At 72.8% G+C, this 21,611-nt stretch carries 20 protein-coding genes; 9 read left to right on the top strand and 11 right to left on the bottom strand.

Translation table 11 applies throughout. The annotated features are described in order from the left end of the window. Positions 1-30: 30 nt before the first annotated feature. Complete coding sequence (locus tag AB5J54_RS34080; RefSeq protein WP_369147775.1) at positions 31-954, bottom strand: pirin family protein; 924 nt, start codon at positions 952-954, stop codon at positions 31-33. Between the two features lie 118 nt (positions 955-1,072). On the opposite strand from AB5J54_RS34080, the gene AB5J54_RS34075 reads away from it, so the two are divergent. After that, the gene (locus AB5J54_RS34075) at positions 1,073-1,564 is read left to right on the top strand and encodes a carboxymuconolactone decarboxylase family protein (RefSeq protein WP_369147774.1); all 492 of its coding nucleotides are present in this window, start codon (positions 1,073-1,075) and stop codon (positions 1,562-1,564) included. Between the two features lie 65 nt (positions 1,565-1,629). On the opposite strand, the gene AB5J54_RS34070 is transcribed toward AB5J54_RS34075, so the two are convergent. The 4 genes from AB5J54_RS34070 to AB5J54_RS34055 all read right to left on the bottom strand — a co-directional run bounded on the left by AB5J54_RS34070 (position 1,630) and on the right by AB5J54_RS34055 (position 5,880). Continuing rightward, a complete protein-coding gene (locus tag AB5J54_RS34070; protein ID WP_369147773.1) occupies positions 1,630-1,935 on the bottom strand; it encodes a hypothetical protein in 306 nt (101 codons plus the stop codon). Positions 1,936-2,136: 201 nt separating this feature from the next. Beyond that, positions 2,137-4,314, bottom strand: coding sequence for a hypothetical protein (locus AB5J54_RS34065; protein WP_369147772.1), 2,178 nt, complete (start codon positions 4,312-4,314; stop codon positions 2,137-2,139). A gap of 67 nt (positions 4,315-4,381) precedes the next feature. Next, the gene (locus AB5J54_RS34060) at positions 4,382-5,176 is read right to left on the bottom strand and encodes a polysaccharide deacetylase family protein (protein ID WP_369147771.1); all 795 of its coding nucleotides are present in this window, start codon (positions 5,174-5,176) and stop codon (positions 4,382-4,384) included. 137 nt (positions 5,177-5,313) lie between these two features. Further along, complete coding sequence (locus tag AB5J54_RS34055; RefSeq protein WP_369147770.1) at positions 5,314-5,880, bottom strand: type 1 glutamine amidotransferase domain-containing protein; 567 nt, start codon at positions 5,878-5,880, stop codon at positions 5,314-5,316. Between the two features lie 213 nt (positions 5,881-6,093). Between AB5J54_RS34055 and AB5J54_RS34050 the strand changes: the two genes are divergently transcribed. Next, positions 6,094-6,249, top strand: coding sequence for a hydrophobic protein (locus AB5J54_RS34050; RefSeq protein WP_369147769.1), 156 nt, complete (start codon positions 6,094-6,096; stop codon positions 6,247-6,249). Between the two features lie 140 nt (positions 6,250-6,389). Here the strand turns inward: AB5J54_RS34050 and AB5J54_RS34045 are convergent, their stop codons facing one another. Next, complete coding sequence (locus tag AB5J54_RS34045; protein ID WP_369147768.1) at positions 6,390-6,731, bottom strand: DUF3040 domain-containing protein; 342 nt, start codon at positions 6,729-6,731, stop codon at positions 6,390-6,392. 185 nt (positions 6,732-6,916) lie between these two features. Here AB5J54_RS34045 and AB5J54_RS34040 point away from each other — a divergent pair, with 185 nt between their 5' ends. Next, on the top strand, positions 6,917-7,885 hold the full coding sequence (locus AB5J54_RS34040; RefSeq protein WP_369147767.1) for a SigB/SigF/SigG family RNA polymerase sigma factor: 969 nt from the start codon (positions 6,917-6,919) through the stop codon (positions 7,883-7,885). Positions 7,886-7,887: 2 nt separating this feature from the next. Here AB5J54_RS34040 and AB5J54_RS34035 read toward each other — a convergent pair whose 3' ends face one another. After that, positions 7,888-8,301, bottom strand: a complete 414-nt coding sequence (locus tag AB5J54_RS34035) for a hypothetical protein (RefSeq protein WP_369147766.1) — start codon at positions 8,299-8,301, stop codon at positions 7,888-7,890. 162 nt (positions 8,302-8,463) lie between these two features. On the opposite strand from AB5J54_RS34035, the gene AB5J54_RS34030 reads away from it, so the two are divergent. From AB5J54_RS34030 to AB5J54_RS34020, 3 genes are all read left to right on the top strand, one after another. Continuing rightward, positions 8,464-8,853, top strand: a complete 390-nt coding sequence (locus AB5J54_RS34030) for an STAS domain-containing protein (RefSeq protein ID WP_369147765.1) — start codon at positions 8,464-8,466, stop codon at positions 8,851-8,853. Between the two features lie 71 nt (positions 8,854-8,924). Then, entirely contained in the window at positions 8,925-9,374 is a 450-nt protein-coding gene (locus AB5J54_RS34025) for an ATP-binding protein (RefSeq protein ID WP_369147764.1), read from the top strand. Between the two features lie 62 nt (positions 9,375-9,436). Further along, positions 9,437-12,400, top strand: coding sequence for a HAMP domain-containing protein (locus AB5J54_RS34020; protein ID WP_369147763.1), 2,964 nt, complete (start codon positions 9,437-9,439; stop codon positions 12,398-12,400). A gap of 16 nt (positions 12,401-12,416) precedes the next feature. Here the strand turns inward: AB5J54_RS34020 and AB5J54_RS34015 are convergent, their stop codons facing one another. The 4 genes from AB5J54_RS34015 to AB5J54_RS34000 form a co-directional block, all read right to left on the bottom strand. Beyond that, positions 12,417-14,747, bottom strand: coding sequence for a SpoIIE family protein phosphatase (locus tag AB5J54_RS34015; protein WP_369147762.1), 2,331 nt, complete (start codon positions 14,745-14,747; stop codon positions 12,417-12,419). Between the two features lie 162 nt (positions 14,748-14,909). Next, on the bottom strand, positions 14,910-15,833 hold the full coding sequence (locus tag AB5J54_RS34010; RefSeq protein ID WP_369147761.1) for a Ku protein: 924 nt from the start codon (positions 15,831-15,833) through the stop codon (positions 14,910-14,912). A 17-nt stretch (positions 15,834-15,850) separates the two neighbouring features. Continuing rightward, entirely contained in the window at positions 15,851-16,072 is a 222-nt protein-coding gene (locus tag AB5J54_RS34005) for a hypothetical protein (protein WP_369147760.1), read from the bottom strand. 6 nt (positions 16,073-16,078) lie between these two features. Next, a complete protein-coding gene (locus tag AB5J54_RS34000) occupies positions 16,079-16,330 on the bottom strand; it encodes a DUF6213 family protein (RefSeq protein ID WP_369147759.1) in 252 nt (83 codons plus the stop codon). A 273-nt stretch (positions 16,331-16,603) separates the two neighbouring features. On the opposite strand from AB5J54_RS34000, the gene AB5J54_RS33995 reads away from it, so the two are divergent. The 3 genes from AB5J54_RS33995 to katG all read left to right on the top strand — a co-directional run bounded on the left by AB5J54_RS33995 (position 16,604) and on the right by katG (position 21,523). Then, positions 16,604-17,242 (top strand): endonuclease, encoded by a 639-nt coding sequence (locus tag AB5J54_RS33995; protein WP_369147758.1) that lies wholly within the window; start codon positions 16,604-16,606, stop codon positions 17,240-17,242. 45 nt (positions 17,243-17,287) lie between these two features. Then, a complete protein-coding gene (locus AB5J54_RS33990; protein ID WP_369147757.1) occupies positions 17,288-19,189 on the top strand; it encodes a transketolase in 1,902 nt (633 codons plus the stop codon). A gap of 150 nt (positions 19,190-19,339) precedes the next feature. Beyond that, positions 19,340-21,523 (top strand): catalase/peroxidase HPI, encoded by a 2,184-nt coding sequence (gene katG / locus AB5J54_RS33985; RefSeq protein WP_369147756.1) that lies wholly within the window; start codon positions 19,340-19,342, stop codon positions 21,521-21,523. Positions 21,524-21,611: the final 88 nt, after the last annotated feature.

Here is a 21,611-nt window from a genome sequence, read left to right as displayed (position 1 = left end):
CCGCATCGGATCGACAGAGAAATCCCCAGGTCAGCGACGCGCGGGGTTCCTGCGGGGTGCGATCCGGGCGTTGGGCAGGGCCGGGGCGGGGAGGCGGTCGCCGGGGTAGCCCTCGACCTCGCCGAAGCGGTCGGAGGCCTTCTCCCACTCCTCGCGGGCCTCGGCGATGTCCTCGTGGCTGCGGCCGATGAAGTTCCACCACATGACGATCTCCTCCTCGAACGGGGTCCCGCCGAGCAGGACCGCGCGGGCGGGGGCGTCCGTCTCGTTCGTCAGGGTCAGGGTGGCGGCCCCGGTGGGGGCGTACCCCAGTTCGGCCGGGTGCAGGAGCGTGCCGCCGAGGCGGACCTCCCCGGTGTCGACGAGCAGGCCGTGTTCGAAGGCGGGGTCCACCGGGAGGGTGACGGTCGCGCCCGGGTCGACGAGCAGTTCGGCGCCGAGGAGCGGTGTGAAGGTGCGGACCGGGGAGGTCGAGCCGGCGAGCGACCCGAGGAAGACCCGTATGTCCGCTCCGTCGACGCGGACGGTCCCGGGGGCGTGGTGCTGGAAGTCCCGCGCGGTGTTCCGGTGCTCCTCGGGGAGGGCCACCCACAGCTGGACGCCGTGCAGGACGGTGGTGCGGGCGGTGGAGACCTCGGTGTGGCTGATGCCGTGGCCGCCCGTCATGAGGTTCAGTTCTCCGGGGCGTACGTACGCGTGGCTGCCCAGGCTGTCGCGGTGCTCGATCTCGCCGCTGAACAGCCAGCTCACGGTCTGCAGCCCGATGTGCGGGTGGGGCGCGACGTCCATGCCGCCGGACTCGGCGACGTCGTCGGGGCCGTAGTGGTCGGCGAAGCACCAGGCCCCGATCAGCGTGCGGGCCCGCTGCGGGAGCGTACGCCGTACGGTCATGGCCCGCGGCCCGCCCAGCGGGACGTCCCGCGCGGTCAGGACCTCGATCTCCGTGGTGCTCATTGCCGACCCCTCCATGGAAGTAGTTCCATTTTCAACAATCATGGACGATGATAGCTGCTGCGACGGTGACACGCACGGTCGGCGGACGAGGCCATCGGGCCTCGGGAAGGAGCGCACGGTGAGCGACACGGCAGGAGCCCCTGCGGACGGGCGGGTCTACGTCGACAAGCAGAGCCCCAAGGCCTATCACGCCCTGGTCCAGACGGCGGAGGCCGTCCGCGCGACCGCCGCGGACGCGGGGCTCGACCGCCTCCTGGTGGAGCTCGTCAACCTCCGTGTGTCCCAGATCAACGGCTGCGCGTACTGCCTCGACGTGCACACCCGGGCCGCCCTGCGCGCCGGCGAGACGACCCGCCGCCTGGGCGTCCTCGCCGCCTGGCGCGACACCGCGCTCTTCACGGCACGGGAGCGCGCGGCCCTGGCTCTCGCGGAGGCCACCACCGCTCCCGCCGACGCCCTCGCGCAGGAGCGCGCCTACGAGGAGGCGCGCGCGTCCCTGGACGAGGACGAGATCTCGGCGGTGATCTGGGTGGCGATCACCATCAACGCCTTCAACCGGGTCTCGATCCTCAGCAAGCACCCCGTACGGGAGACCTCCGCCAAGGCCTGACACGGCGAAGGTCCGGTGCCGTCGGGGCACCGGACCTTCGCGTCGGGGAGGGTTCGTCGGATCGGTCAGGCGGAGATCTCCGGGAGCACCCCGGTGACGGGGGCCGCCAGGTCGGTCAGCTGTCGGAGCTTGCCCAGTTCGTTCACCCGGCTCAGGCCGTTCAGCTGGCCGGCGATGCCGGGGAACTGCCCCCGGGACTCCTCGGGGATGCCGGTCATGGTCAGGGCGTCGAGCTCGCTGACCGGGTTCACCTTGGGTCCGAGCGGTCCGGTGGTGTCGGCGGCGGTCGCGGCGGACGCCGCGGAGGCGCCGAGACACGAGAAGGCGGCGGCGACGGCGAGGATCGAGGAGATGCGTCGTGTTGAGGTCACACCCTCACAACGGGCGCGCCTGCCGAGGGACACGGTCGGCCCGCGCTCTCACCGTTCGCACCGTCCGAACGGGGGTCCCACCGCCGAGGGAGCGGGGGGTCCCACCGTCGAGAAGAAGGGGGCGAGGAAAGCGAAGGGGCTAGTTCAATTGGTTTTGAGAAGGAAGCCCCTTCATGGCCTCGCCCGTGATCACCGTAGCAGTCAGGCCGGGATCAGGTCGCGCAGATTTTCGGGAGTGAGGACGCGCGAGCCCGCCGGCAGACCGGCGGGCCGCTCCAGACCGATGTACGTGACGGGTCCTTCGGGCGGCGTCGAGCCGTCCCACCAGGTCGTGGCGGCGGCGTCGGGGGCCATCAGGTCGATGAGGTGGCGGACCGTCAGCGGGGTGCGGGCGAGCAGGCCCCGGAGCAGCAGCGCGACCGACACGCGGTTCTCCTCGACCCGGTTCTCCGACGGGTTGCCCCGCAGGTACACGTGCAGCCACCGCGCGCGCCAGCCGCCGTCCTCGCCCCGCTCGAAGGCGAGCGGCAGCGCGACCCGGCCGGGCCCGCGCAGATCGGACTTCATCCGGACCGTGCGCGGCTCGAACGGGCGGCCCCGCTGCTCGGTCTCGCGCAGCATGAAGCCGAAGAACGACTCCTCGACCTGCTCGAAGCCCTCCCCGGAGTAGAGGTTCACCTGCGGGACGATGTAGCTGCCGCGGACCGCGCCGAGCCGCAGGTCGATGAACTCCGAGGCGCCGTCGGGCGCGTCGGTGACGTCGCCGGAGTGGGCGCCCTCGACGGCGGTGAGGGCCGTGTACGAGAGCCAGGTGACGGTCGCGTAGTCCTCGTCCAGGACCAGCGCCGACAGGTCGTAGTCCGTCCGCTCCGCGGTCTGCTTCCAGTACGTGAAGAAGCGCAGCAGCTCGCCCTCGACGGGCGAGACGGAGCCGCGCGGCAGGACGCCGATCCCCGCCGCGGTCGCCCGGCCGCTGAGCGGGAGCGCCACGTCCAGGACGGCGGGGTCGACGAGCAGGTGCCCCGGGGCGGGGAGCCGGCGCCGCGTCTCGGCGTCGAGGACGGCGCACACGCGCGCGCGTACCGCGGGCGGCAGCGGCGGGCGGGTGTCGGCGGTGACCCAGGCGGCGCCGAGCCGGTTGACGAAGACCCGCCGCTCCCCCGCCGTCCCCGTGCGGTTCTGGATGTGCTCGCGGAGCGAGAGGACGACACGGCCGGAGACCCGGGGGACGGCGCTCTCGAACGCGGCGAGGACGGCGTCGCGTTCCTTCGGGCCGTCCGCCGCGCGCAGCAGCCGGTCCAGGGCGCGCAGCAGCATGCCGGGCGCGGACGTCAGGAGTTCGGCCGCGCCGGTGACGTCGCCGCGGCCGAGGAGTTCCTCGACGCGGCTGTCGAGGGAGGGCGCCTTCCGCTCTCCCCGGGCGACGGCGAAGACCTCGGCGGCGGCGGGCCACCGGGGGTACTCGTGCGGGTGCAGCCGCTCGCCGAGGCGCTTCCAGGCCTCGCGGTGCGCGGCGACGTCGGCGAGCTTCGCGGGCGCTTCGGCGACGACGGCGTCGAGGCCGGAGAGCAGGGCGCGGCGCACGGGCCGGGACAGCGCGCGGAACCGGGTCGGCTCGCGCAGGGCCACGTCTCCGTCGGAGAGGGCGCAGGCCAGGCGCAGGACGTCGGTGACGGTGTCCAGGAGGAGGTCCGCGCCGGCGTCGAGACGGGCCCGGTTGACGACGGCGCGGTGCTCCCGGATCGGGATCGCCTCGGGCTGCGGACCGTCGACCCGGTGGGCGGCGAGGAGCGCGAGGTCGCTCAGGTGCTCGTCGCCGAGCGGGGTGGTGCTTCCGGCCAGGGACAGATAGAGGGCGGTGGTCTCCTCGTCGAGCGTGCCGGCGGGGTGCAGGACCGTCAGCCGGTCGCCCGCCGCGGCGATCAGTTCGTCGTGGGCGGCGAGCATCTCCTCGTACGTGTGGCGGTAGGTGCCGTACGAGGGGAGGGCGAGGAGGTCGAGCACGCCGGTGCGCAGCCGCTCCAGGACCCCGGGGCGGGCGGTGTCGTCGTCGAGGGCCTCGGCGACGCACTGCCTCCAGAAGTCGAAGGTGTCGGGCACGTTGGCCGGGAAGTCGATGAAGTACGCGTTGTGCCGGACGTGGTCGCCGACGATCTCGCGCACGGTGCCGAGGGTGCGGGCGGCGACGGCGACGACCGTCGCCTCCGGCAGCCGGCCCAGCCCTTCGAGCAGTCCGGCCGACAGCTTGAACCCGACCGACATCAGAGCGGCGTCGAACCGCCGCGCGGCGACCTCGCCGTCTCCGCCCTCGACGGGTGCTGCCGGGAGGGGGAGGCGATGGGTGTGGCGGACGACCAGACGTTCGAGAGCGTGGAGCATTCCGGCATGCTGTCATTCCCGCACGGCCCGGTGCATGCGGATATCGGGCCGTGGCGGGGCGACGGGGTCAGGGCCTGGTGCGGACGGGGAAGCTGAAGGTGTGTCCGTTCTCCTTGAGCCACGGAAGCACCTGCCGCAGGGCCGCGACGGTCTGGGCGCGGTCGCCGCCGCCGTCGTGGAAGAGGATCGTGGGCCCGTTGGACAGCTCGTTCTTGACGGTGTTGACGATCGAGGCCGTGCCCGGCTGCTCGAAGTCCTTCGTGTCCACGTTCCAGCCGAGCGGCCGCATCCCCGCGGCGGCGGCGAGCCGCCGGCTGTCCGGGGTGAACGCGCCGCCGGGCGCCCGGTAGTACTCGACCGTCGCGCCCCCGGCCGCGTCCTCGATCATCTTCTTCGCGTCGAAGATCTGCTGCTTCTGGTACGCGACGGACTTCTTGTCCATCGTCGTGTCGTGGGACACGGTGTGGTCGCAGAGTTTGTGGCCCTCCGCGACGACCCGCTTGACGATGTCGGGGTGCTGCTTGGCCATCGGGCCGACCATGCAGAACACGGCCTTGACGTCGTTCTGCTTGAGGATGTCGAGCATCTGGGGCGTCCAGCGCGGGTCCGGGCCGTCGTCGATGGTGATGTTCACGGCCGAGCCCCCCGCCTCGGCGGCGTGCGCGATGCTCTCGGGCACCTTCTGCGGCCGCACCTGTGCCGGCGGCTTCGCCTTCCCGTCGGGCGCCTGCGCGCTCGGCGCGCTCCCGTTCCTCGCGGCGGCCTCGTTGTCCATCAGCGCCGCGGCACCCCACACCGCCAGGCTCAGCCCGACTGCCGAAGCCACCACGGCTATGTGCGCCGTGTACTTGCCCTGCCCCATGGAATCCCCACTCCCCGTCGGTTCCGACCCTCTCCCTGGTGAGAGGACGGTACGAGGAGCTGGAAGGTTTCACCGAATCACGACCAATTGGCGGGACGAGGAGGGGGTGGGGCAGGGCGCGGGCCGCTGACCTCCGGTCAGCTTCCGGCGAGGGCACGGACGATCGCCGCCGCGAAGGCGTCGAGGTCACGCGGCCTGCGGGAGGTGATCAGGGTGTGCTGTCCTGAGGTGTCGACGACGACCTCGCGGTCCAGCCAGGTTCCTCCGGCGTTCTCCAGGTCGGGTCGGAGCGAGGGGTACGAGGTCAGTTCGCGGCCCTTGGCGAGCCCGCTGTCGACGAGGAGCCACGGTCCGTGGCAGATGGCGGCCACCGGTTTGCCGGCCCCGGCGAAGGCCGAGACGAGGCGGCGCGCGTCGGCGTCGGTGCGCAGGCGGTCGGCGTTCAGGGTGCCGCCGGGCACGATCACGGCGTCGTACTCGTCCTCGCTCGCCTTCGCGAGGGTCGTGTCCGGCTGGACGTCGGCGCCGGGACGGCGGTCGGAGACGAGGGTCCGTACGGTCTCGTCCTTCTGTGCGGCGACCGTGACCCGGGCTCCGTTCTCCCGCAGCGCGGCCACCGGCTTCCGCAGCTCGTCCTGCTCCGTCCCGTAGTTGGTGGTGAGGACGAGGACGTGCTGTCCGTGGAGCTTTCCTTCGGGCGACACGATGGGTCTCCTCTCCGGTGTCGTGGCCCCCGCCACTTCTGCGCCTCACCCCGCACGGGCTCCGCAAACCTCGTGTGCCGCCCCGTCTCGGTGTCCGGTCGGACGGCGCGCACGTTCTCCGCATGTTCTCCGGGGAAGGGGGCAACCGCGCTGGTATCCAGTTCCCGTGCCGACACCGACCGGCCGGGCCGCTAAGGCAGCGGAGGTGCCGCCATGGTTGCCCTTCTTCTCGTCCTGCTCGTGATTCTTCTGCTGTTCGGCGGAGGATTCGCCCTCCACGTGCTCTGGTACGTCGCCATCGCCGTCCTGGTGCTGTGGCTGCTCGGCTTCCTCATGCGGAGCGGCAGCGGCCGCTGGTACCGCTGGTGAGGCCGACCCCGGACCATGCATGCCCGCCGCCCCGGACGCTGTCCGGGGCGGCGGTCCGTCGTTCGGCGCTCTGTCGTTTCCGGCCGTCGTTTCCGGCCCGTCGATTCCGGCCCGTCGTTTCCGGCCCGGAGTCCGGTGGCTCACTCCTTCTTCCGTGGTTCCACCCCCCGGCGCCGAGTCCGGCGGACGACCCGGATCAGCGTGGCGACCAGGGTCAGCAGCCACACGGCGCCGAACGCCCAGATGAGCACCGGAGCCTCGGTGACGACGGCGAGGACGAGCAGGGCCAGTGTCGTGGCACCGAGCACGGCAAGGCCGAGGAAGGAAAGGTGACGGCGGAGTCCGGCCATCGAGGGCACGTGCGGGCGCGGAGCACGCCGCATCGTGCGCAGTCGGCGCGCGAGCGACTCGTCCCGGTCCAGTTCTTCCTCGATCTCCGCCAGAACGCGCCGCTCGTACGCCGAGAGCCCGGCCTCGTCCATCGCGGACACCTCCTCCTGGCCCCCGCGGTCGGCGCGGGCGCGCCGTCATTCTGCGGCTTCCCCGGAGAACTGTGTCAAACCACACCAAGACGGGCATCCTTACTGAAGGACGCTCGACCGACGGACCCCCGCCACCGCCCTCGCGGCAGCGACGCAGGCCCCTCGCCACCGTCGAAGGAGCCCACATGTCCACCGCCGGAGACCGCTCCGACCACTCCCGTTCCACCCTTTCCGTCTCTTCCGTCTCTTCCGTCTCTTCCACCACGACCGTTGCCCCCGGCCCGCACCCCGGGACCGGAGTGGGCACGGCCCCCGCGGGGGCGGCGACGCGGCGCCGGGCGCTGGACGGGCTCCCCGAGCCCACCCGGCCCACCACCGTCTCCACGGACGACGCCCGGACCCTGTCCGTGGCGCTGTTCGCACGACTGCGGGCGCTGGACGAGGGGACGCCGGAGTACGCGTACGTCCGCAACACCCTGGTGGAGCTGAACCTGAGCCTGGTCAAGTTCGCGGCCCGGAGGTTCAGGAACCGCGCGGAGCCCGTCGAGGACATCGTCCAGGTCGGCACGATCGGCCTGATCAAGGCGATCAACCGCTTCGACCCCGACCGCGCCGTCGACTTCTCCGCGTTCGCCCTCCCGACGATCGTCGGCGAGATGAAGCGCTTCTTCCGGGACACCAGCTGGGCCGTACGCGTCCCCCGCCGGCTCCAGGAGCTCCGGATCGACCTCGCGAAGGCCGCCGACGCCCTGGAGCAGAGCCTCGGCCGCCGCCCCAGCCGGGCGGAGCTCGCCGCGGAGCTGCACCTCACGGAGGAGGAGGTCGCCGAGGGCCAGCTCGCGGCCCACGGCTACGCCGCCCGGTCCCTGGACGTCCCCGCCGGCGACGAGGACTCCGCCCCCGGCGCGAGCCCCCGTCACCTGGCCGACGCGGAACCCTCGTACGAACTCATCGAGTCGCTCACGGCGCTGCGGCCGCTGCTCTCCCGGCTCGACGACCGCGACCGGCGCATCCTGGAGCTCCGCTTCGGCGAGGAACTCACCCAGGCGGAGATAGGCGACCGGATCGGCCTGTCCCAGATGCACGTCTCCCGGCTGCTCACCCGCATCCTCGGCGACCTCAGGAACGGCCTCCTCCAGGACGGGGGCCCCTGACGTCACCCGGCGGTGGGCTCCGCCGGGGCCGCCTGGTGGACGAGGCGGAAGCGGTGGTCCTCCCGGGCCAGGACGCGCCCCTCCGCATCGAGGAACCGGCCCTCCGCCTCGTACGTCCCGCAGTTCGCCCGCCCGACGGGCAGCCGCTCGGGCGGCAGGTGGATCTCATACGGTCCACCCGCCCGGAATCCGCCGAGCGCCGTCCGCTGGGTCCCGATCACCTCCCCCGCGTACCGTCGCGTCTCCTCGAAGACCAGGCCCTCGACCCCTTCCGCCAGGCGGAAGGTGAGGGCGAGGCTGACCGTCGCGCCCTCCGGCAGTTCCACTTCCCCGGCCGCCCGCAGGTCCGGGGACGGCTCCCGGGCACCCCGCTCGTCCGGAGCGAGGGCCACTTCCAGCAGTTCGAACAGCGCCATGACGCCCTCCTTCAGCCGGGCGGCTACCCCGGCCGCCGGAACCGTAGTCGCGGCGGCTTCCCCCGATCCGCATGTCAGAAACGGGTGAAAGCGGGCAGAAGACTGATGAGGGGCTTCCGAGTCACGGAGGTTCCCGGAGCGAGGAGCAAGGAGGCGGGCCCCATGGAGGCTGCGAGCCGGACGGGAACGCCCAGGGTTTCGCGGGCCGACCGTCTGAGCGTGGAGACCCGGCCCGGGCGGGGCCCCGGCACGGTCGTCCTGACGCTCGACGGCGAGCTCGACCACGACACGGCGGAACCACTCCGGGACGCGCTGGAGACGCATTCCGGGGTCGGCCGTGTCGTCGTGGACTGTTCGGGACTGCAGTTCTGCGACTCGACCGGACTGAACCTCCTCCTGAGGGCGCGACTGCGACTGCTCGCCGCGGGCGGGCACGTGGACCTCACCGGGCTGCGGTCGCCGGTGGACCGCATCTTCGAGATCACCGGCGCGCTGAAGGTCTTCCGGGTGTACGAGGACGTCGACGCCGCGCTCGCCGCCCCGGAGGCCTGAGAGGCGCAAGCCGGCCCCCGGAAGACACGCCCGTCAGGGTTCGAAGGCCCTGGGGCGGGAAGTCGCAGCGCATGACCAGTCCGCGCATGCGGCCGCCCACGTCCCGTACACGCCGGTTCGAGCTGACAGCCGGTGACGGGGTGGTGCGGGAGTGCCGCGACCTCGCGCGGCAGGCCCTGACGGACTGGTTCGGGGCCGCGGGCGATCCCGGGCAGACGGCCGCGGACGACGCGCTGCTGCTGGTCTCCGAGGTCGTCACCAACGCGCTCACGCACGGTGGCGTCCCGTACGAGATGCGGCTCGACCGCTCCGAGGGGCGGCTGTGGGTGGAGGTCAGCGACACCAGCACGGCACGGCCCCGGCCCCACGGCCGGCACCACGCGAGCCACCCCTCCGGGCACGGTCTGTACCTCCTCGGACGGCTCGCGGCCTCCTGGGGCTGCGTCCCCCGTGCCGGCGGCAAGGCCGTCTGGTTCGAGGTGGAGGTGCCGGGCCGGGCCCGGGGCCCCGGACCGACCTAGAGTGGAGAGGTGGTGCGGGGCCGCCCCGCACGCCCGGCACGATCGCCCCGTGCGAGGTCCCCATGGCAGAGCGCGACCCCCGATCCGACGCGGCGGTGCCGCAGGCCGAGCTCGGGGAGGACGGCCTGCGGCGGCTGCTGGCCGGTCTCACCGCCGTACGGGACGGCGATCTCTCCGTGCGGCTCCCCGACACCGGCGGCGGCATCTTCGGGGAGATCGCCGGGGTCTACAACGACATGGTCGGGCAGCTCTCGCTCGTCACCTCCGAGGTCACCCGCGTCGCCGGCGAGGTCGGCGGGCAGGGACTGCTCGGCGGCCGGATCCGTGAGCCGGGCGCGCGCGGGGTGTGGCGGGAGCTGACGTCCAACGTCAACACGATGGCCGACAACCTCACCTCCCAGGTGCGGTCCATCGCCCAGGTCGCCACCGCCGTCGCCGGCGGTGACCTCACGCGGAAGATCCGCGTGGACGCGCGCGGCGAGATCCTGGAGCTGAAGGAGACCATCAACACGATGGTCGACCGGCTGTCCTCCTTCGCCGAGGAGGTCACCCGGGTGGCCCGCGAGGTCGGCACGGAGGGCAAGCTCGGCGGCCAGGCCACCGTCCACGGCGTCTCCGGCACCTGGAAGGACCTCACGGACAACGTCAACTCCATGGCCGACAACCTCACCAACCAGGTACGGAACATCGCCCAGGTCACCACGTCCGTCGCCCAGGGCGATCTGACCAGCCGGATCGACGTCTCGGCGCGCGGCGAGATCCTCGAACTGAAGACCACCATCAACACGATGGTCGACCAGCTGTCCTCCTTCGCCGCCGAGGTCACCCGCGTCGCCCGCGAGGTCGGCACGGAGGGCAAGCTCGGCGGCCAGGCCGAGGTCGAGGGCGTCTCCGGCACCTGGAAGCGGCTCACCGAGAACGTCAACGAACTCGCCGGGAACCTGACCCGCCAGGTCCGCGCCATCGCCGAGGTCACCAGCGCCGTCGCGGAGGGCGATCTGACCCGCTCGATCACGGTCGACGCGCCCGGCGAGGTCAGGGACCTGCGCGACAACATCAACTCGATGGTCGAGTCGCTGCGCGCCACCACCCGGGCGAACGAGGAACAGGACTGGCTCCAGACCAACCTCGCCCGGATCACCGGCCTCGTGCAGGGCACCCGGAGCCTGCCCGAGATCGCCGAACTGATCATGGCCGAGGTGCCGCCGCTGGTCGCCGCCCAGTACGGCGCCTTCTTCCTCGCCGAGGAGGGCGAGAAGGGCGTCGAGCTCGTCATGACCGCCTCGTACGGGTCCCCCGACGACCCGGACTCCCCGCCCCGACGGTTCCGCCTCGGCCAGTCCCTGGTCGGGCAGTCCGCCCGCGACCGGCGCGCCCTCCTCGTCGAGCACGTCCCCGACGGGTACGCCACCATCGCCTCCGGGGTGGGGTCCGGCCGGCCGAGCACGCTGATCGTCCTGCCGATCGTGGTCGAGGAACAGGTCCTCGGCGCCGTCGAGTTCGCCTCCCTCCACCCCTTCACCCCGCTCCGGCGGGAGTTCCTCGACCGGTTCGTCGTCAGCGTGGGCGCCGTCCTCAGCTCCCTGGTCGCCAACCTCAGGACGGACGAACTCCTCGGTCAGTACCGGAAGCTCGCCGACGAACTCCGCTCCCGTTCCAAGGAGTTGCAGACTGGGCAGCAGGACCTCCGGCGCTCCAACGCCGAGTTGCAGGAGAAGGCGGCGCTCCTGGCCCAGCGCAACAAGGACATCGAGTCCAAGAACCTGGTCATCGAGCAGGCCCGCCAGGAGCTGGAGGAGCGGGCCCAGCAGCTGTCCCGCACCTCCATGTACAAGTCCGAGTTCCTCGCCAACATGAGCCACGAGCTGCGGACCCCGCTCAACAGCCTGCTGATCCTGGCCCGGTTGCTCACCCAGAACGCCGAGGGGAACCTGACGCAGAAACAGATCGACTACGCCGAGGTCATCCACTCCGCCGGCTCCGACCTCCTCCAGCTGATCAACGACATCCTCGACCTGTCGAAGGTCGAGTCCGGCAAGATGGAGGTCCGGCACGAGGTCTTCCCGCTGCGCCGGCTGATGGACGACCTGGAGTCCACCTTCGGTCCGGTCGCCGACGAACGGCACCTCGACTTCTCCGTCACGCTCGCGGACGGCGTGCCCGAGGAGCTGCGCGGCGACCAGGCGCGCATCCGCCAGATCCTGCGCAACCTGCTGTCCAACGCGCTGAAGTTCACCGACGAGGGCCGGGTGACCCTCACCGTCGAGTACGCGTCCCCCGAGGAGACTCCGCAGGGCCTGGGCGCCGGCGGGCAGGCCCTCGCCTTCCGGGTCGCCGACACCGGCATCGGCATCCCCGACGAGCAGCTGCACCACGTCTTCGAGGCCTTCCAGCAGGGCGACGGCACGGTCGCCCGCCGCTACGGCGGCACCGGCCTCGGTCTCTCCATCAGCCGGGAGGTGGCCGGACTGCTCGGCGGGACGATCCAGGCGCGGAGCGTGCCCGGCGGCGGCAGCACCTTCACGTTCTACCTCCCCGCGCCGCGGGCCGCGGAGACCCCGGCGCCCCGTGGCGGCCCCGTCGACGTGACCGTGCCGGACCTCGGCTCCTCCCCCGCCGGCCTGCCGGGCACGGCCGCCGGTCCGGACGGGATGAAGGGCCGGACGGTGCTTGTCGTGGACGACGACGCCCGCAACGTGTTCGCGCTGACCGAGGTCCTCGAAGGGCACGGGCTGCGCGTCCTCACGGCCGACGGCGGCCGGGCCGGTCTCGACCTGCTCGCCGCGCACGAGGAGATCGGGCTCGTCCTGATGGACGTCATGATGGCCGGGATGGACGGCTACACGGCCATCCAGGCCATCCGGGAGCTGCCGGGCCGCACCGGGCTCCCCGTCATCGCGGTCACCGCGAAGGCGATGCCCGGCGACCGGGCCGACGCCCTGGAGGCGGGAGCCGACGACTACGTCTCCAAGCCTGTCGACGAGGCCGAGCTGACCGCCAAGATCCGGTCCTGGCTGGCGGGTTGAGCCGGAATCCGGAGCGTCAGCCGTCCGGCGGCCGGCCCCGAACCCGTACGGCGACGAGGCTGGTGTCGTCGTCGGTGTCCCCGGCGGCCCTGCGGAGCAGCTCGTCGACGAGCGTGTCCGGCGCGTGGCCCGCGAGCCGCTCCGCCTCGGCGGCCAGCCGCTCCACACCCTCGTCGAGGCCGTCGTGGCGGCGCTCGATCAGGCCGTCGGTGTACAGCAGCAGCGTGTCCCCGGGGCGCAGCCCGATCCGCTGCTCGTGGTAGACGAAGGACGCCACGGCCCCCAGCAGGACGTCCTGGGGCGGTTCGAGGAGCTTCGCCCGGCCGCCCCTGAGCAGCAGCATCGGCAGGTGGCCGGCGCTGGACCAGAGCAGGCCGCCGTCCTCGGGGTCGTACAGCGCGCAGACGGCGGTCGCCGTGGTGCCGCCTCCGGTGCGCAGGGTCACGTCGTTGAGCCACTCCATGAGCCGTCGGGGGGAGTGGCCGGTGAAGGCGAGCGCCCGCTGGGCGTTGCGGAGGGCCACCATGCCCGTGACGGAGTCGATGCCGTGTCCCGCGATGTCGCCGACGGCCACGAGGATCTTGCCGCTCGGGAGGGCGAGCACGTCGTACCAGTCCCCGCCGACCCGGTACTCCTCCGCGGCCGGCCGGTACCGGGCGGCCACCACGAGGTTCCCGGGCATCTCCTGGAGCCCGGGCACCTCGGGCACGATCGCCTGCTGGAGCTGGAGCGCCATCTGGTGGCGCAGCTCCGCCTGGTCGTGGAGCGCGGTGAGGTGGTCGAAGGTCGCGGTCAGCGCGGCCTCGGTCCTGCGGCTGTCCGACACGTCCTGGTACACCCCGGCGAAGCCGGTGACGGTTCCGTCCGCGATGAGCGGCTCCGCCGCGACGCGCACATGGCGCACGGTCCCGTCCGGGAGCACGACCCGCAGGAAGGTCTGCCCGCCCGTCTGCCGTTCGGTCAGGTTCGTCAGCAGCTCGGCGAGGGCCTCCCGGTCGTCCGGACGGATGCGCTCGCGCAGCTCCGTGAGCGGGACCGGCGCCTCGTCGGGGGCCACGCCGAAGATGGCGTACGCCTCGCCCGACCACACCGTGTCGCCGCCGGTCAGGCTGTCCTGGAAGGGGGCCACGCTCTGCAGCCGGGCGACCGCCCGGGCCGCGGCGAGGCCGGGGGCGCCGACCGTGTGCCACAGCAGCAGGGCGCGCTCCCCGCCGGCCGGCAGGACGCGTACGTCGATGAGGGGTGGGGGTTCTCCGGGTCCGGCGGCCACCGGGAGGCGGGCGGCGCGCTGGGTGCGCCCGGTGCCGAGGGCGCGGCGCGCCATGCGGGTCAGGTCGGCGTGGACGAGCGGGAAGGCGTGGGCGAGGGAGGACGCGCCCGCGACGGAGGCGCCGCCGAGCGTGGTGGCCGCTTCCTCGTTGAGGTGCTGCACGACCGGCGCCCCCGCCGGGCCGTGGGTGCTGTGGGTGCTCCTCGTGTCGCGCAGGTCGAGCAGCATCGCCGGTTGTGCGAGGGAGTCGAGGACGTCCACGAGGACGGGGACGGAGGTCGGTGCCGGGTCGGCGGTGTCCAGGACGGTGCCCGCCACTTCCATGAGTCCGCCGAGGGCGCGCCGTACCGACCCGTCGAGCGTCGTGGGCTCCGGCCAGCCGACGAGCGCGAGACCGATCGTCCGGTCGCGTCGGTGGAGCGGGAGCAGGGCCCGGGCCGCGTGCTCCGTGGGTCCCGGCAGCGGTTCTCCGGGGGGCGGCCCCGTCTCCAGCCAGACCGGTGCGTCCTCGTCGAGCACGGAACGGAAGGGGCCCGGGGCCGCGGGGGGAATCCACTGCCAGGCCGCGGCCTCGGCGGCGCCCACTCCCGCGTACCCGGCGAGCCGCAGACAGTCGAGGTCGGCGCGTCTCCACAGCCAGAGGCTGTCCGCGCCGAGCGGGGCGAGGCCTTCCTCCAGGAGGGTGCGTGCCGCCGCGCGGAGCGTGTCCGCGGTCTCCGCCGCCGCTGCCGTGCGGCGGGCCCGGCGGCTCTCGGCGGGCCGTTCCACCGTGGAGCCCCGGCTCCCCGCGGGGTCGTCCCCCGGGGAGAGGACGGCGTCCCCGGCGGCCGCGTTCACGATGTCCGCGGCGAGGTCCTCCACCGACAGGCCGGTCGCCTGCGCGAGGGCGTCGAGGTACTCGGCCGCCTCGGAGGGGGGCAGCCGCAGCTGTGCGGAGAGCGCTCCGGCGGCGAGATCGAGCAGACGGCGCCGGACGAGCTGCTCGCGCAGCCACCGGTTCTCGGCGGCGAGCGGGGCGTATCCGGGATCGGCCCGGGTCTCGTGCGGCGGCCCGGTGGATCGTGGAGAACCTCTCAAGACGACCTCCGATCCGCCTCACGCGGACGCCTGGAGCGCGCGTTCGGATCCGCTCCGGATTTTACTCGCAGGGCGGGCCGCCGGGCGGCTCACAGCCGGGCGGTCCGGGGGTCCCGGGCGTCCGTCCCGGGCCGCGCGGTCCGGGGGCCCCGGCGTCCGGTCTCAGGCCGCGAGGGCCTCGATGAGCTCGTCGCGCGTCATACCGGAGCGGCCCCGGATCCCGGCGTCCGCGGCCCTCTCGTACAGCTCGGACTTCGTGAGGTCGCCGAGGTCCCCCTTCGGCTCGGTTTCGGGCTCGTTCCCGGACCCGCCGCGCGCGTGCTTCACGCTGGCGCGCAGGGCCTCCATGAGGTCGATGACGTGGGTGGCCTCGGCGGCCGGTTCGGCCTTCTCCACGGTCTCGCCGGACTGCTTGGCCTCGATCAGCGCGGCGACCTTCTCCTGGTAGGTGTCCTGGTAGTCCTCGGGGTCCCAGTCGATCGTCATGGCCTCGATGAGCTGCTCGGCCGTCCTGCGTTCCTTCTCGGAGGTCTTCGGTTCGCCGGGGAGGTTGTCGATCTCCTCGGCGGGATCGCGGATCTCGTCGGCCCAGTGGAGGGTGTGGCAGGTCAGCAGCCCGTTCTCGGCCTTCACGGCGACGAGGTACTCGCGCTGTCGCATGACGAACGTGGCGATGCCGGCCCGGTTCGCCCGGGAGAGAGTCTGTTCGAGCAGGCGGTAGACTTTGCCGTGCTCCTGGTCGACCGGGCCGAGGTAGTACGTCTTGTCGAAGAAGATCGGGTCGACCTCGTCGAGGTCGACGAAGCCGCTGATCTCCAGCGTCTTCGAGCGGCCGGGGGCGATGTCGTCGAGTTCGCCCGGTTCGACGAGCACGTACTCGTCCCCGGCGTCGAAGCCCTTCACGATGTCGTCGAGGCCGACCTCCTCGCCCGTGCGCTCGTTCACCCGGCGGTTGCGCACACGGTCCGAGGTGCCGCGCTGGAGCTGGTGGAAGCGGATGGTGTGGCGGTCGGTGGCCGTGTAGAGCCCGACCGGAAGGCTGACCAGCCCGAACGCCAGATTTCCCCGCCACACCGGCCGTGCCATGGCCCTCACCGTTCCGTTCAGTCGGCCGGTTCGTCGGGCACGGGGTGCTCGGGGTGGATCGTGCCGTCCCGGGGACGTGCCCGGGGGCCCGAGCCGGCCTCGTCGGTGTCCGGGGCGCCCGGGTCGCGGGCCTCCTCGGGGACGGGAACGGACAGCGGGTCTCCCGCGGCGGCCTGCTCGTCCTCACGGTCCCGGGGCAGTGGTTCGTCCGGGCGTCGTGGGCTCTGCTGCTCGCTCATCTCCGGTCACCTTCCTTCCCACATGTCGCTCCCGCCGTCCTCCCCGGCACTGGGCGGCAGGAGGGCGATGCACTCGGCGTCGATCCTGTCCGCGACCTCCGTGAGCGAGTCCACCAGGGCCTCGACGGTCTCCGGTTCGAGGCCGGAGTCGCGGTCGTCGGCGGAGTCCAGCCAGCGCGTCGCGAGCCGCCGCAGGAGCATGGTCACCTCGTCGGCGGGGAGCAGAAGAGGACCTCCGGGGACATGTACGAGGGACATCGAGGCGTTCATGTGATCCGACCTCCGCGGTACGGGAAGGGGCGTCCGTCAGTGGGCCGTGTCCGTCGCCCCGGGCACGTCGGACACGCCCGCCGCGTTCGGCCCGGGGAGGCGGACGGAGCCGGGGTCCCGTCCTCTCCTCCGACGACTACCCGGCGCCGCGTGCCGTACGCGTGGCTCCCGGATCGGGCGGGTGGTCGCGGGCCGACGGAGGGGCGGGCGGGCGGAAGAGGGTTCACGCTGGAAGTGGACGGGCCCGCGAAGGAGGAGCCGATGGACGCCGACCGGGCGATCGCGCGGCTGCTGCGCGAGCACGGACGGACCTACGCCGACGAGGCCGGGATCACTCTGCGGGACAAGCCCGCCCCGCTGTACCAGCTCCTTGTCCTCACGGTCCTCTGCTCGATCCGGATCAGGGCCTCGACCGCCACCGCCGCCGCCCGCGAGCTGTTCGGTGCCGGAATGCGGACCCCCCGCGCCATGGCGGACTCCAGCTGGCAGGCGCGGGTGGACGCGCTCGGCCGGGCGCACTACGTCCGGTACGACGAGAGCACGGCCACCGCCCTTGGCGAGGGCGCGACGCTGGTCCTCGACCGCTACCACGGCGACCTGCGACGGCTCCGGGAGGAGGCCTCCGGCGAGCCGGAGAGACTCCGCGCGCTGCTGCGGGAGGTGCCCAGGATCGGCCCGGTGGGCGCCGGCATCTTCTGCCGCGAGGCGCAGGCCGTCTGGCCCGAGCTGCGCCCGTACTTCGACGAACGCACCCTCTCGACCGCCGCCGCCCTCGACCTGCCGCACACCCCGGCGGGCCTCGCCCGCCACGTCCCGCCGAAGGACCTGGCGCGCCTGGCGGCCGCCCTGGTCCGCGCCGGGCTGAAGGGGGAGGCGGCGGAGGACCTCCGGGCCGCGTGAGGCCCGGGCGCGGTACGGACGGAGCCGGTCAGAAAGGAATCGGTCATGACCGCAGCACCCACCACCCCCACCACCACGCTCGGCCCCGACAGCGACCTCTCCGAGGTCTTCGAGCTCGCCCAGCAGCTGCGGGTGGACTCGGTGCGCGCCAGCACGGCCGCGGGCTCCGGGCACCCCACCTCCAGTCTGTCGGCGGCCGATCTGATGGCGGTCCTGATGGCCCGCCATCTCCGCTACGACTGGTCGGCGCCCGACGACCCGGCCGCCGACCGCCTCGTCTTCTCCAAGGGGCACGCCTCGCCCCTGCTGTACGCGATGTTCAAGGCCGCGGGGGCGGTCGGCGACGACGAGCTGATGACGACGTACCGCCGCTTCGGCCACCGGCTCCAGGGCCATCCCACCCCCGAGCTGCCCTGGGTGGACGTGGCCACCGGCTCCCTCGGCCAGGGCATCGGCTACGCCGTCGGGATGGCGCTCGCGATCCGTGACCTGGAGCGGCGGTCCGGCCGGGTGTGGGTGCTGTGCGGGGACAGCGAGACGGCCGAGGGTTCCGTGTGGGAGGCCCTCGACAAGGCCGGGCACCACCGGCTCGCCAACCTCGTGGTCCTGTTGGACGTGAACCGCCTCGGCCAGAGCGGCCCCACCGAGCTGGAGTGGGACACCGAGGCGTACGCCCGCCGTGTCGAGGCGTTCGGCTGCCGGGCGATCGTGGTCGACGGCCACGACCTCGAAGCGGTCGACCTGGCGCTCACGACGGCCGCCGACGGGCGGGAGCCCACCGTCGTCGTCGCGAGGACCGTCAAGGGGCGTGGCGTGACGGAGGTCGCCGACAAGGAGGGGTGGCACGGCAAGGCGCTGCCCGAGGGCCTGGCCGAACGCGCCGTCGCCGAACTGGGCGGCGTACGGGACCTGCGGGTGCGCGGCCCGCGACCGCCCGAGGAGGAGACCACCCGCCCCGGCGCCGGGCAGGCCGGGCCGGTCGAGCTGCCCCGTTACGAGGTCGGCGACGAGGTCGCCACCCGGGTGGCCTTCGGTGCCGCCCTGGCCGCCGTCGGCGCCCGGCCCGAGATCGTCGCCCTGGACGCCGAGGTCGGGAACTCGACCCACGCCGAGGACTTCGGCAAGGCCCACCCGGAGCGGTACTTCCAGACGTACATCGCCGAGCAGCAGATGATCGCGGACGCGGTCGGCATGGCGGTGCGCGGCTTCCGTCCGTACGCCACGACCTTCGCCGCCTTCCTCACGCGCGCGCACGACTTCATCCGCATGGCCGCCGTCTCGCGGATCACGCTGGCCCTGTGCGGGACGCACTGCGGGGTCGAGATCGGCGCGGACGGCCCTTCGCAGATGGGTCTGGAGGACCTCGCGATGATGCGGGCGGTCCTCGGCTCCACGGTGCTGTATCCCTCCGACGCCACCTCCGCGGCCGCCCTGACCGCGGCCATGGCCGACCTGGACGGGATCTCCTACCTGCGCGCGACCCGCGGGGCCTATCCGGTCCTCTACGACGGTGACGAGACCTTCCCCGTCGGCGGGTCGAAGACCTTGCACCAGAGCCCGGACGACCGGGTCACGCTCGTCGGCGCCGGTGTCACCCTGCACGAGTGCCTGGCGGCCGCCGAGGAGCTGGCCGACGAGGGCGTGCGGGCCAGGGTCGTCGACCTGTACTCGGTCAAGCCCGTCGACGTGGGCACCCTCAGGCGCGCGGCCCTGGAGACCGGCGCCGTCCTCGTCGTCGAGGACCACCATCCCGAGGGCGGGCTCGGCGAGGCCGTCCTGTCGGCGCTCGCGGCGGACGCCGGGCGGCCCGCCTTCCCCCATCTCAGCTTCGGCCATCTCGCCGTCACGGAGCTGCCCGGCTCCGGCACCACCGAGGAACTCCTCGACGCGTGCGGCATCTCCCGTACCCACATCGCCCGGGCCGCCCGGGCACTGGTCGCACGGTAGGCGCCCGTCGGACCGACCAGCGGAAAGTCCTTCCTTCTGATCATTTCCGCAGGTTCGCGGGGCTCTGCGTGTTATCGCCCGCGCGCGGTCCGCCGTGCGCGAGCATGACGGACGCCGAAACCGTCAGGAAAGAACGGAAGAAGGACCCACGTGCCCGGCAGCGACAGCGAGAACCCGGCGATCGCCTCCCCCACCCCCACCGAGACCCGGCCCAAGACCAACACGGACTGGTGGCCGAACCAGCTGGACCTCCAGGTCCTGCACCAGCATTCGCCCCTCTCCGATCCGATGGGCGAGGAGTTCGACTACGCGAAGGAGTTCGCCGGCCTCGACGTCGACGCGCTGAAGCGTGACGTCTTCGCCGTCATGACGGACTCCCAGGAGTGGTGGCCCGCCGACTACGGCCACTACGGGCCCCTGTTCATCCGGATGAGCTGGCACGCGGCGGGCACGTACCGCATCGCGGACGGCCGGGGTGGCGGCGGCCGCGGCGCCCAGCGGTTCGCCCCGCTCAACAGCTGGCCGGACAACGCGAGCCTCGACAAGGCGCGCCGGCTGCTCTGGCCGGTCAAGCAGAAGTACGGGCGGAAGATCTCCTGGGCCGATCTGCTGGTCTTCGCCGGCAACTGCGCCATGGAGTCGATGGGGTTCAAGACCTTCGGCTTCGGCTTCGGGCGTCCGGACATCTGGGAGCCCGAGGAGATCTACTGGGGCCCCGAGGACACCTGGCTCGGTGACGAGCGCTACAGCGGCGACCGGCAGCTCACCGGACCCTTCGGGGCCGTGCAGATGGGTCTGATCTACGTCAATCCGGAGGGCCCCAACGGCAATCCGGACCCGGTGGCCGCCGCCCGGGACATCCGTGAGACGTTCGGGCGCATGGCGATGAACGACGAGGAGACCGTCGCGCTCATCGTCGGCGGCCACACCTTCGGCAAGTGCCACGGCGCGGTCGATCCGGAGTACATCGGCCCGGAGCCCGAGGCCGCCCCCATGGAGCAGCAGGCCCTCGGCTGGCGGAACGCGTACGGCAGCGGCAAGGGCGCCGACACGCTCACCAGCGGGCTCGAAGGGGCGTGGACCACCGAGCCGACGAAGTGGGACAACGGCTATCTGGACAATCTGTTCCGGTACGAGTGGGAGCTGACGACCAGCCCGGCGGGCGCCCAGCAGTGGACGCCCAAGGACGCGTCCGCGAAGGACACCGTGCCCGACGCGCACGACCCGTCCAAGCGGCACGCCCCGATGATGCTCACGACCGACCTGTCGCTGCGGATGGACCCGGTCTACGCCCCGATCGCGAAGCGGTTCCACGAGAACCCGGACCAGCTCGCGGACGCGTTCGCCAAGGCCTGGTACAAGCTGCTGCACCGCGACATGGGCCCCCTCTCGCGCTACCTCGGCCCGTGGATCCCCGAGCCGCAGCTCTGGCAGGACCCCGTCCCCGCGGTCGACCACGAGCTCGTCGGCGAGGCGGACGTCACGGCCCTCAAGGCCCGGATCCTCGACTCGGGCCTCTCCGTCTCCCAGCTCGTCACCACCGCCTGGGCGTCGGCCGCGAGCTTCCGCGGCACCGACAAGCGCGGCGGCGCCAACGGGGCGCGGATCCGGCTCGCCCCGCAGAAGGACTGGGAGGTCAACGACCTGCCCGAGGTGACGCGGACGATCGAGACCCTCGAAGGGATCCGCGAGGACTTCAACGGCTCGGGCGGGCCGAAGATCTCGCTCGCCGACCTGATCGTGCTCGGCGGGTGCGCGGCCGTCGAGCGGGCCGCGAAGAACGCCGGATTCGAGCTCACGGTCCCGTTCACGCCGGGGCGCACGGACGCCTCGCAGGAGCAGACCGACGTGGAGTCCTTCGCGGTGCTCGAACCCCGGGCGGACGGCTTCCGCAACTACCTCCGGGCGGGAGAGAAGCTGTCGCCGGAGACCCTCCTCCTCGACCGCGCCAACCTGCTGACGCTGACGGCGCCCGAGATGACGGTGCTCGTCGGCGGCATGCGGGTGCTCGGTACCGGGTTCGGCCGGTCGGGGCACGGGGCCTTCACCGACCGGCCGGAGTCGCTCACCAACGACTTCTTCACCGGGCTCCTCGACATGGGCAAGGAGTGGAAGGCGTCGACGTCCGACGCGAACGTCTTCGAGGGCCGCGACCGCGCCACGGGCGAGGTGCGGTGGACCGCCACCCCCGTCGACCTCGTCTTCGGCTCGCACTCCCAGCTGCGGGCCCTCGCCGAGGTGTACGCGGCGGCCGACGCGGGAGAGAAGTTCGCGCGGGACTTCGTGGCCGCGTGGGACAAGGTGATGAACCTGGACCGGTTCGACCTGCGCTGAGTACGGCGAGGGGCCGGCCGGCTCGTCCGGCCGGCCCCTCGGGCTCCGCAGCCTGGTGGTGTCGACACCAGGTGTGACACACACTGCC

The sequence above is a fragment of the Streptomyces sp. R44 genome, assembly GCF_041053105.1.
Classification (GTDB): domain Bacteria; phylum Actinomycetota; class Actinomycetes; order Streptomycetales; family Streptomycetaceae; genus Streptomyces.
The sequence above is the reverse complement of the archived record's forward strand: the minus strand, read 5'-3'. Positions and strand labels throughout refer to the sequence as shown.

Bases quoted from the DNA above. Each gene is read 5' to 3' on its own strand.
- AB5J54_RS34000 (WP_369147759.1), bottom strand. From the start codon at position 16,330: ATGTCCCTCGTACATGTCCCCGGAGGTCCTCTTCTGCTCCCCGCCGAC.
- AB5J54_RS34025 (WP_369147764.1), top strand. From the start codon at position 8,925: ATGACCAGTCCGCGCATGCGGCCGCCCACGTCCCGTACACGCCGGTTC.
- AB5J54_RS34005 (WP_369147760.1), bottom strand. From the start codon at position 16,072: ATGAGCGAGCAGCAGAGCCCACGACGCCCGGACGAACCACTGCCCCGG.
- AB5J54_RS34030 (WP_369147765.1), top strand. From the start codon at position 8,464: ATGGAGGCTGCGAGCCGGACGGGAACGCCCAGGGTTTCGCGGGCCGAC.
- AB5J54_RS34060 (WP_369147771.1), bottom strand. From the start codon at position 5,176: ATGGGGCAGGGCAAGTACACGGCGCACATAGCCGTGGTGGCTTCGGCA.
- AB5J54_RS34010 (WP_369147761.1), bottom strand. From the start codon at position 15,833: ATGGCACGGCCGGTGTGGCGGGGAAATCTGGCGTTCGGGCTGGTCAGC.
- AB5J54_RS34045 (WP_369147768.1), bottom strand. From the start codon at position 6,731: ATGGACGAGGCCGGGCTCTCGGCGTACGAGCGGCGCGTTCTGGCGGAG.
- AB5J54_RS33990 (WP_369147757.1), top strand. From the start codon at position 17,288: ATGACCGCAGCACCCACCACCCCCACCACCACGCTCGGCCCCGACAGC.
- AB5J54_RS34040 (WP_369147767.1), top strand. From the start codon at position 6,917: ATGTCCACCGCCGGAGACCGCTCCGACCACTCCCGTTCCACCCTTTCC.
- AB5J54_RS34080 (WP_369147775.1), bottom strand. From the start codon at position 954: ATGAGCACCACGGAGATCGAGGTCCTGACCGCGCGGGACGTCCCGCTG.
- AB5J54_RS34050 (WP_369147769.1), top strand. From the start codon at position 6,094: ATGGTTGCCCTTCTTCTCGTCCTGCTCGTGATTCTTCTGCTGTTCGGC.
- AB5J54_RS34035 (WP_369147766.1), bottom strand. From the start codon at position 8,301: ATGGCGCTGTTCGAACTGCTGGAAGTGGCCCTCGCTCCGGACGAGCGG.
- AB5J54_RS33995 (WP_369147758.1), top strand. From the start codon at position 16,604: ATGGACGCCGACCGGGCGATCGCGCGGCTGCTGCGCGAGCACGGACGG.
- AB5J54_RS34020 (WP_369147763.1), top strand. From the start codon at position 9,437: ATGGCAGAGCGCGACCCCCGATCCGACGCGGCGGTGCCGCAGGCCGAG.
- AB5J54_RS34065 (WP_369147772.1), bottom strand. From the start codon at position 4,314: ATGCTCCACGCTCTCGAACGTCTGGTCGTCCGCCACACCCATCGCCTC.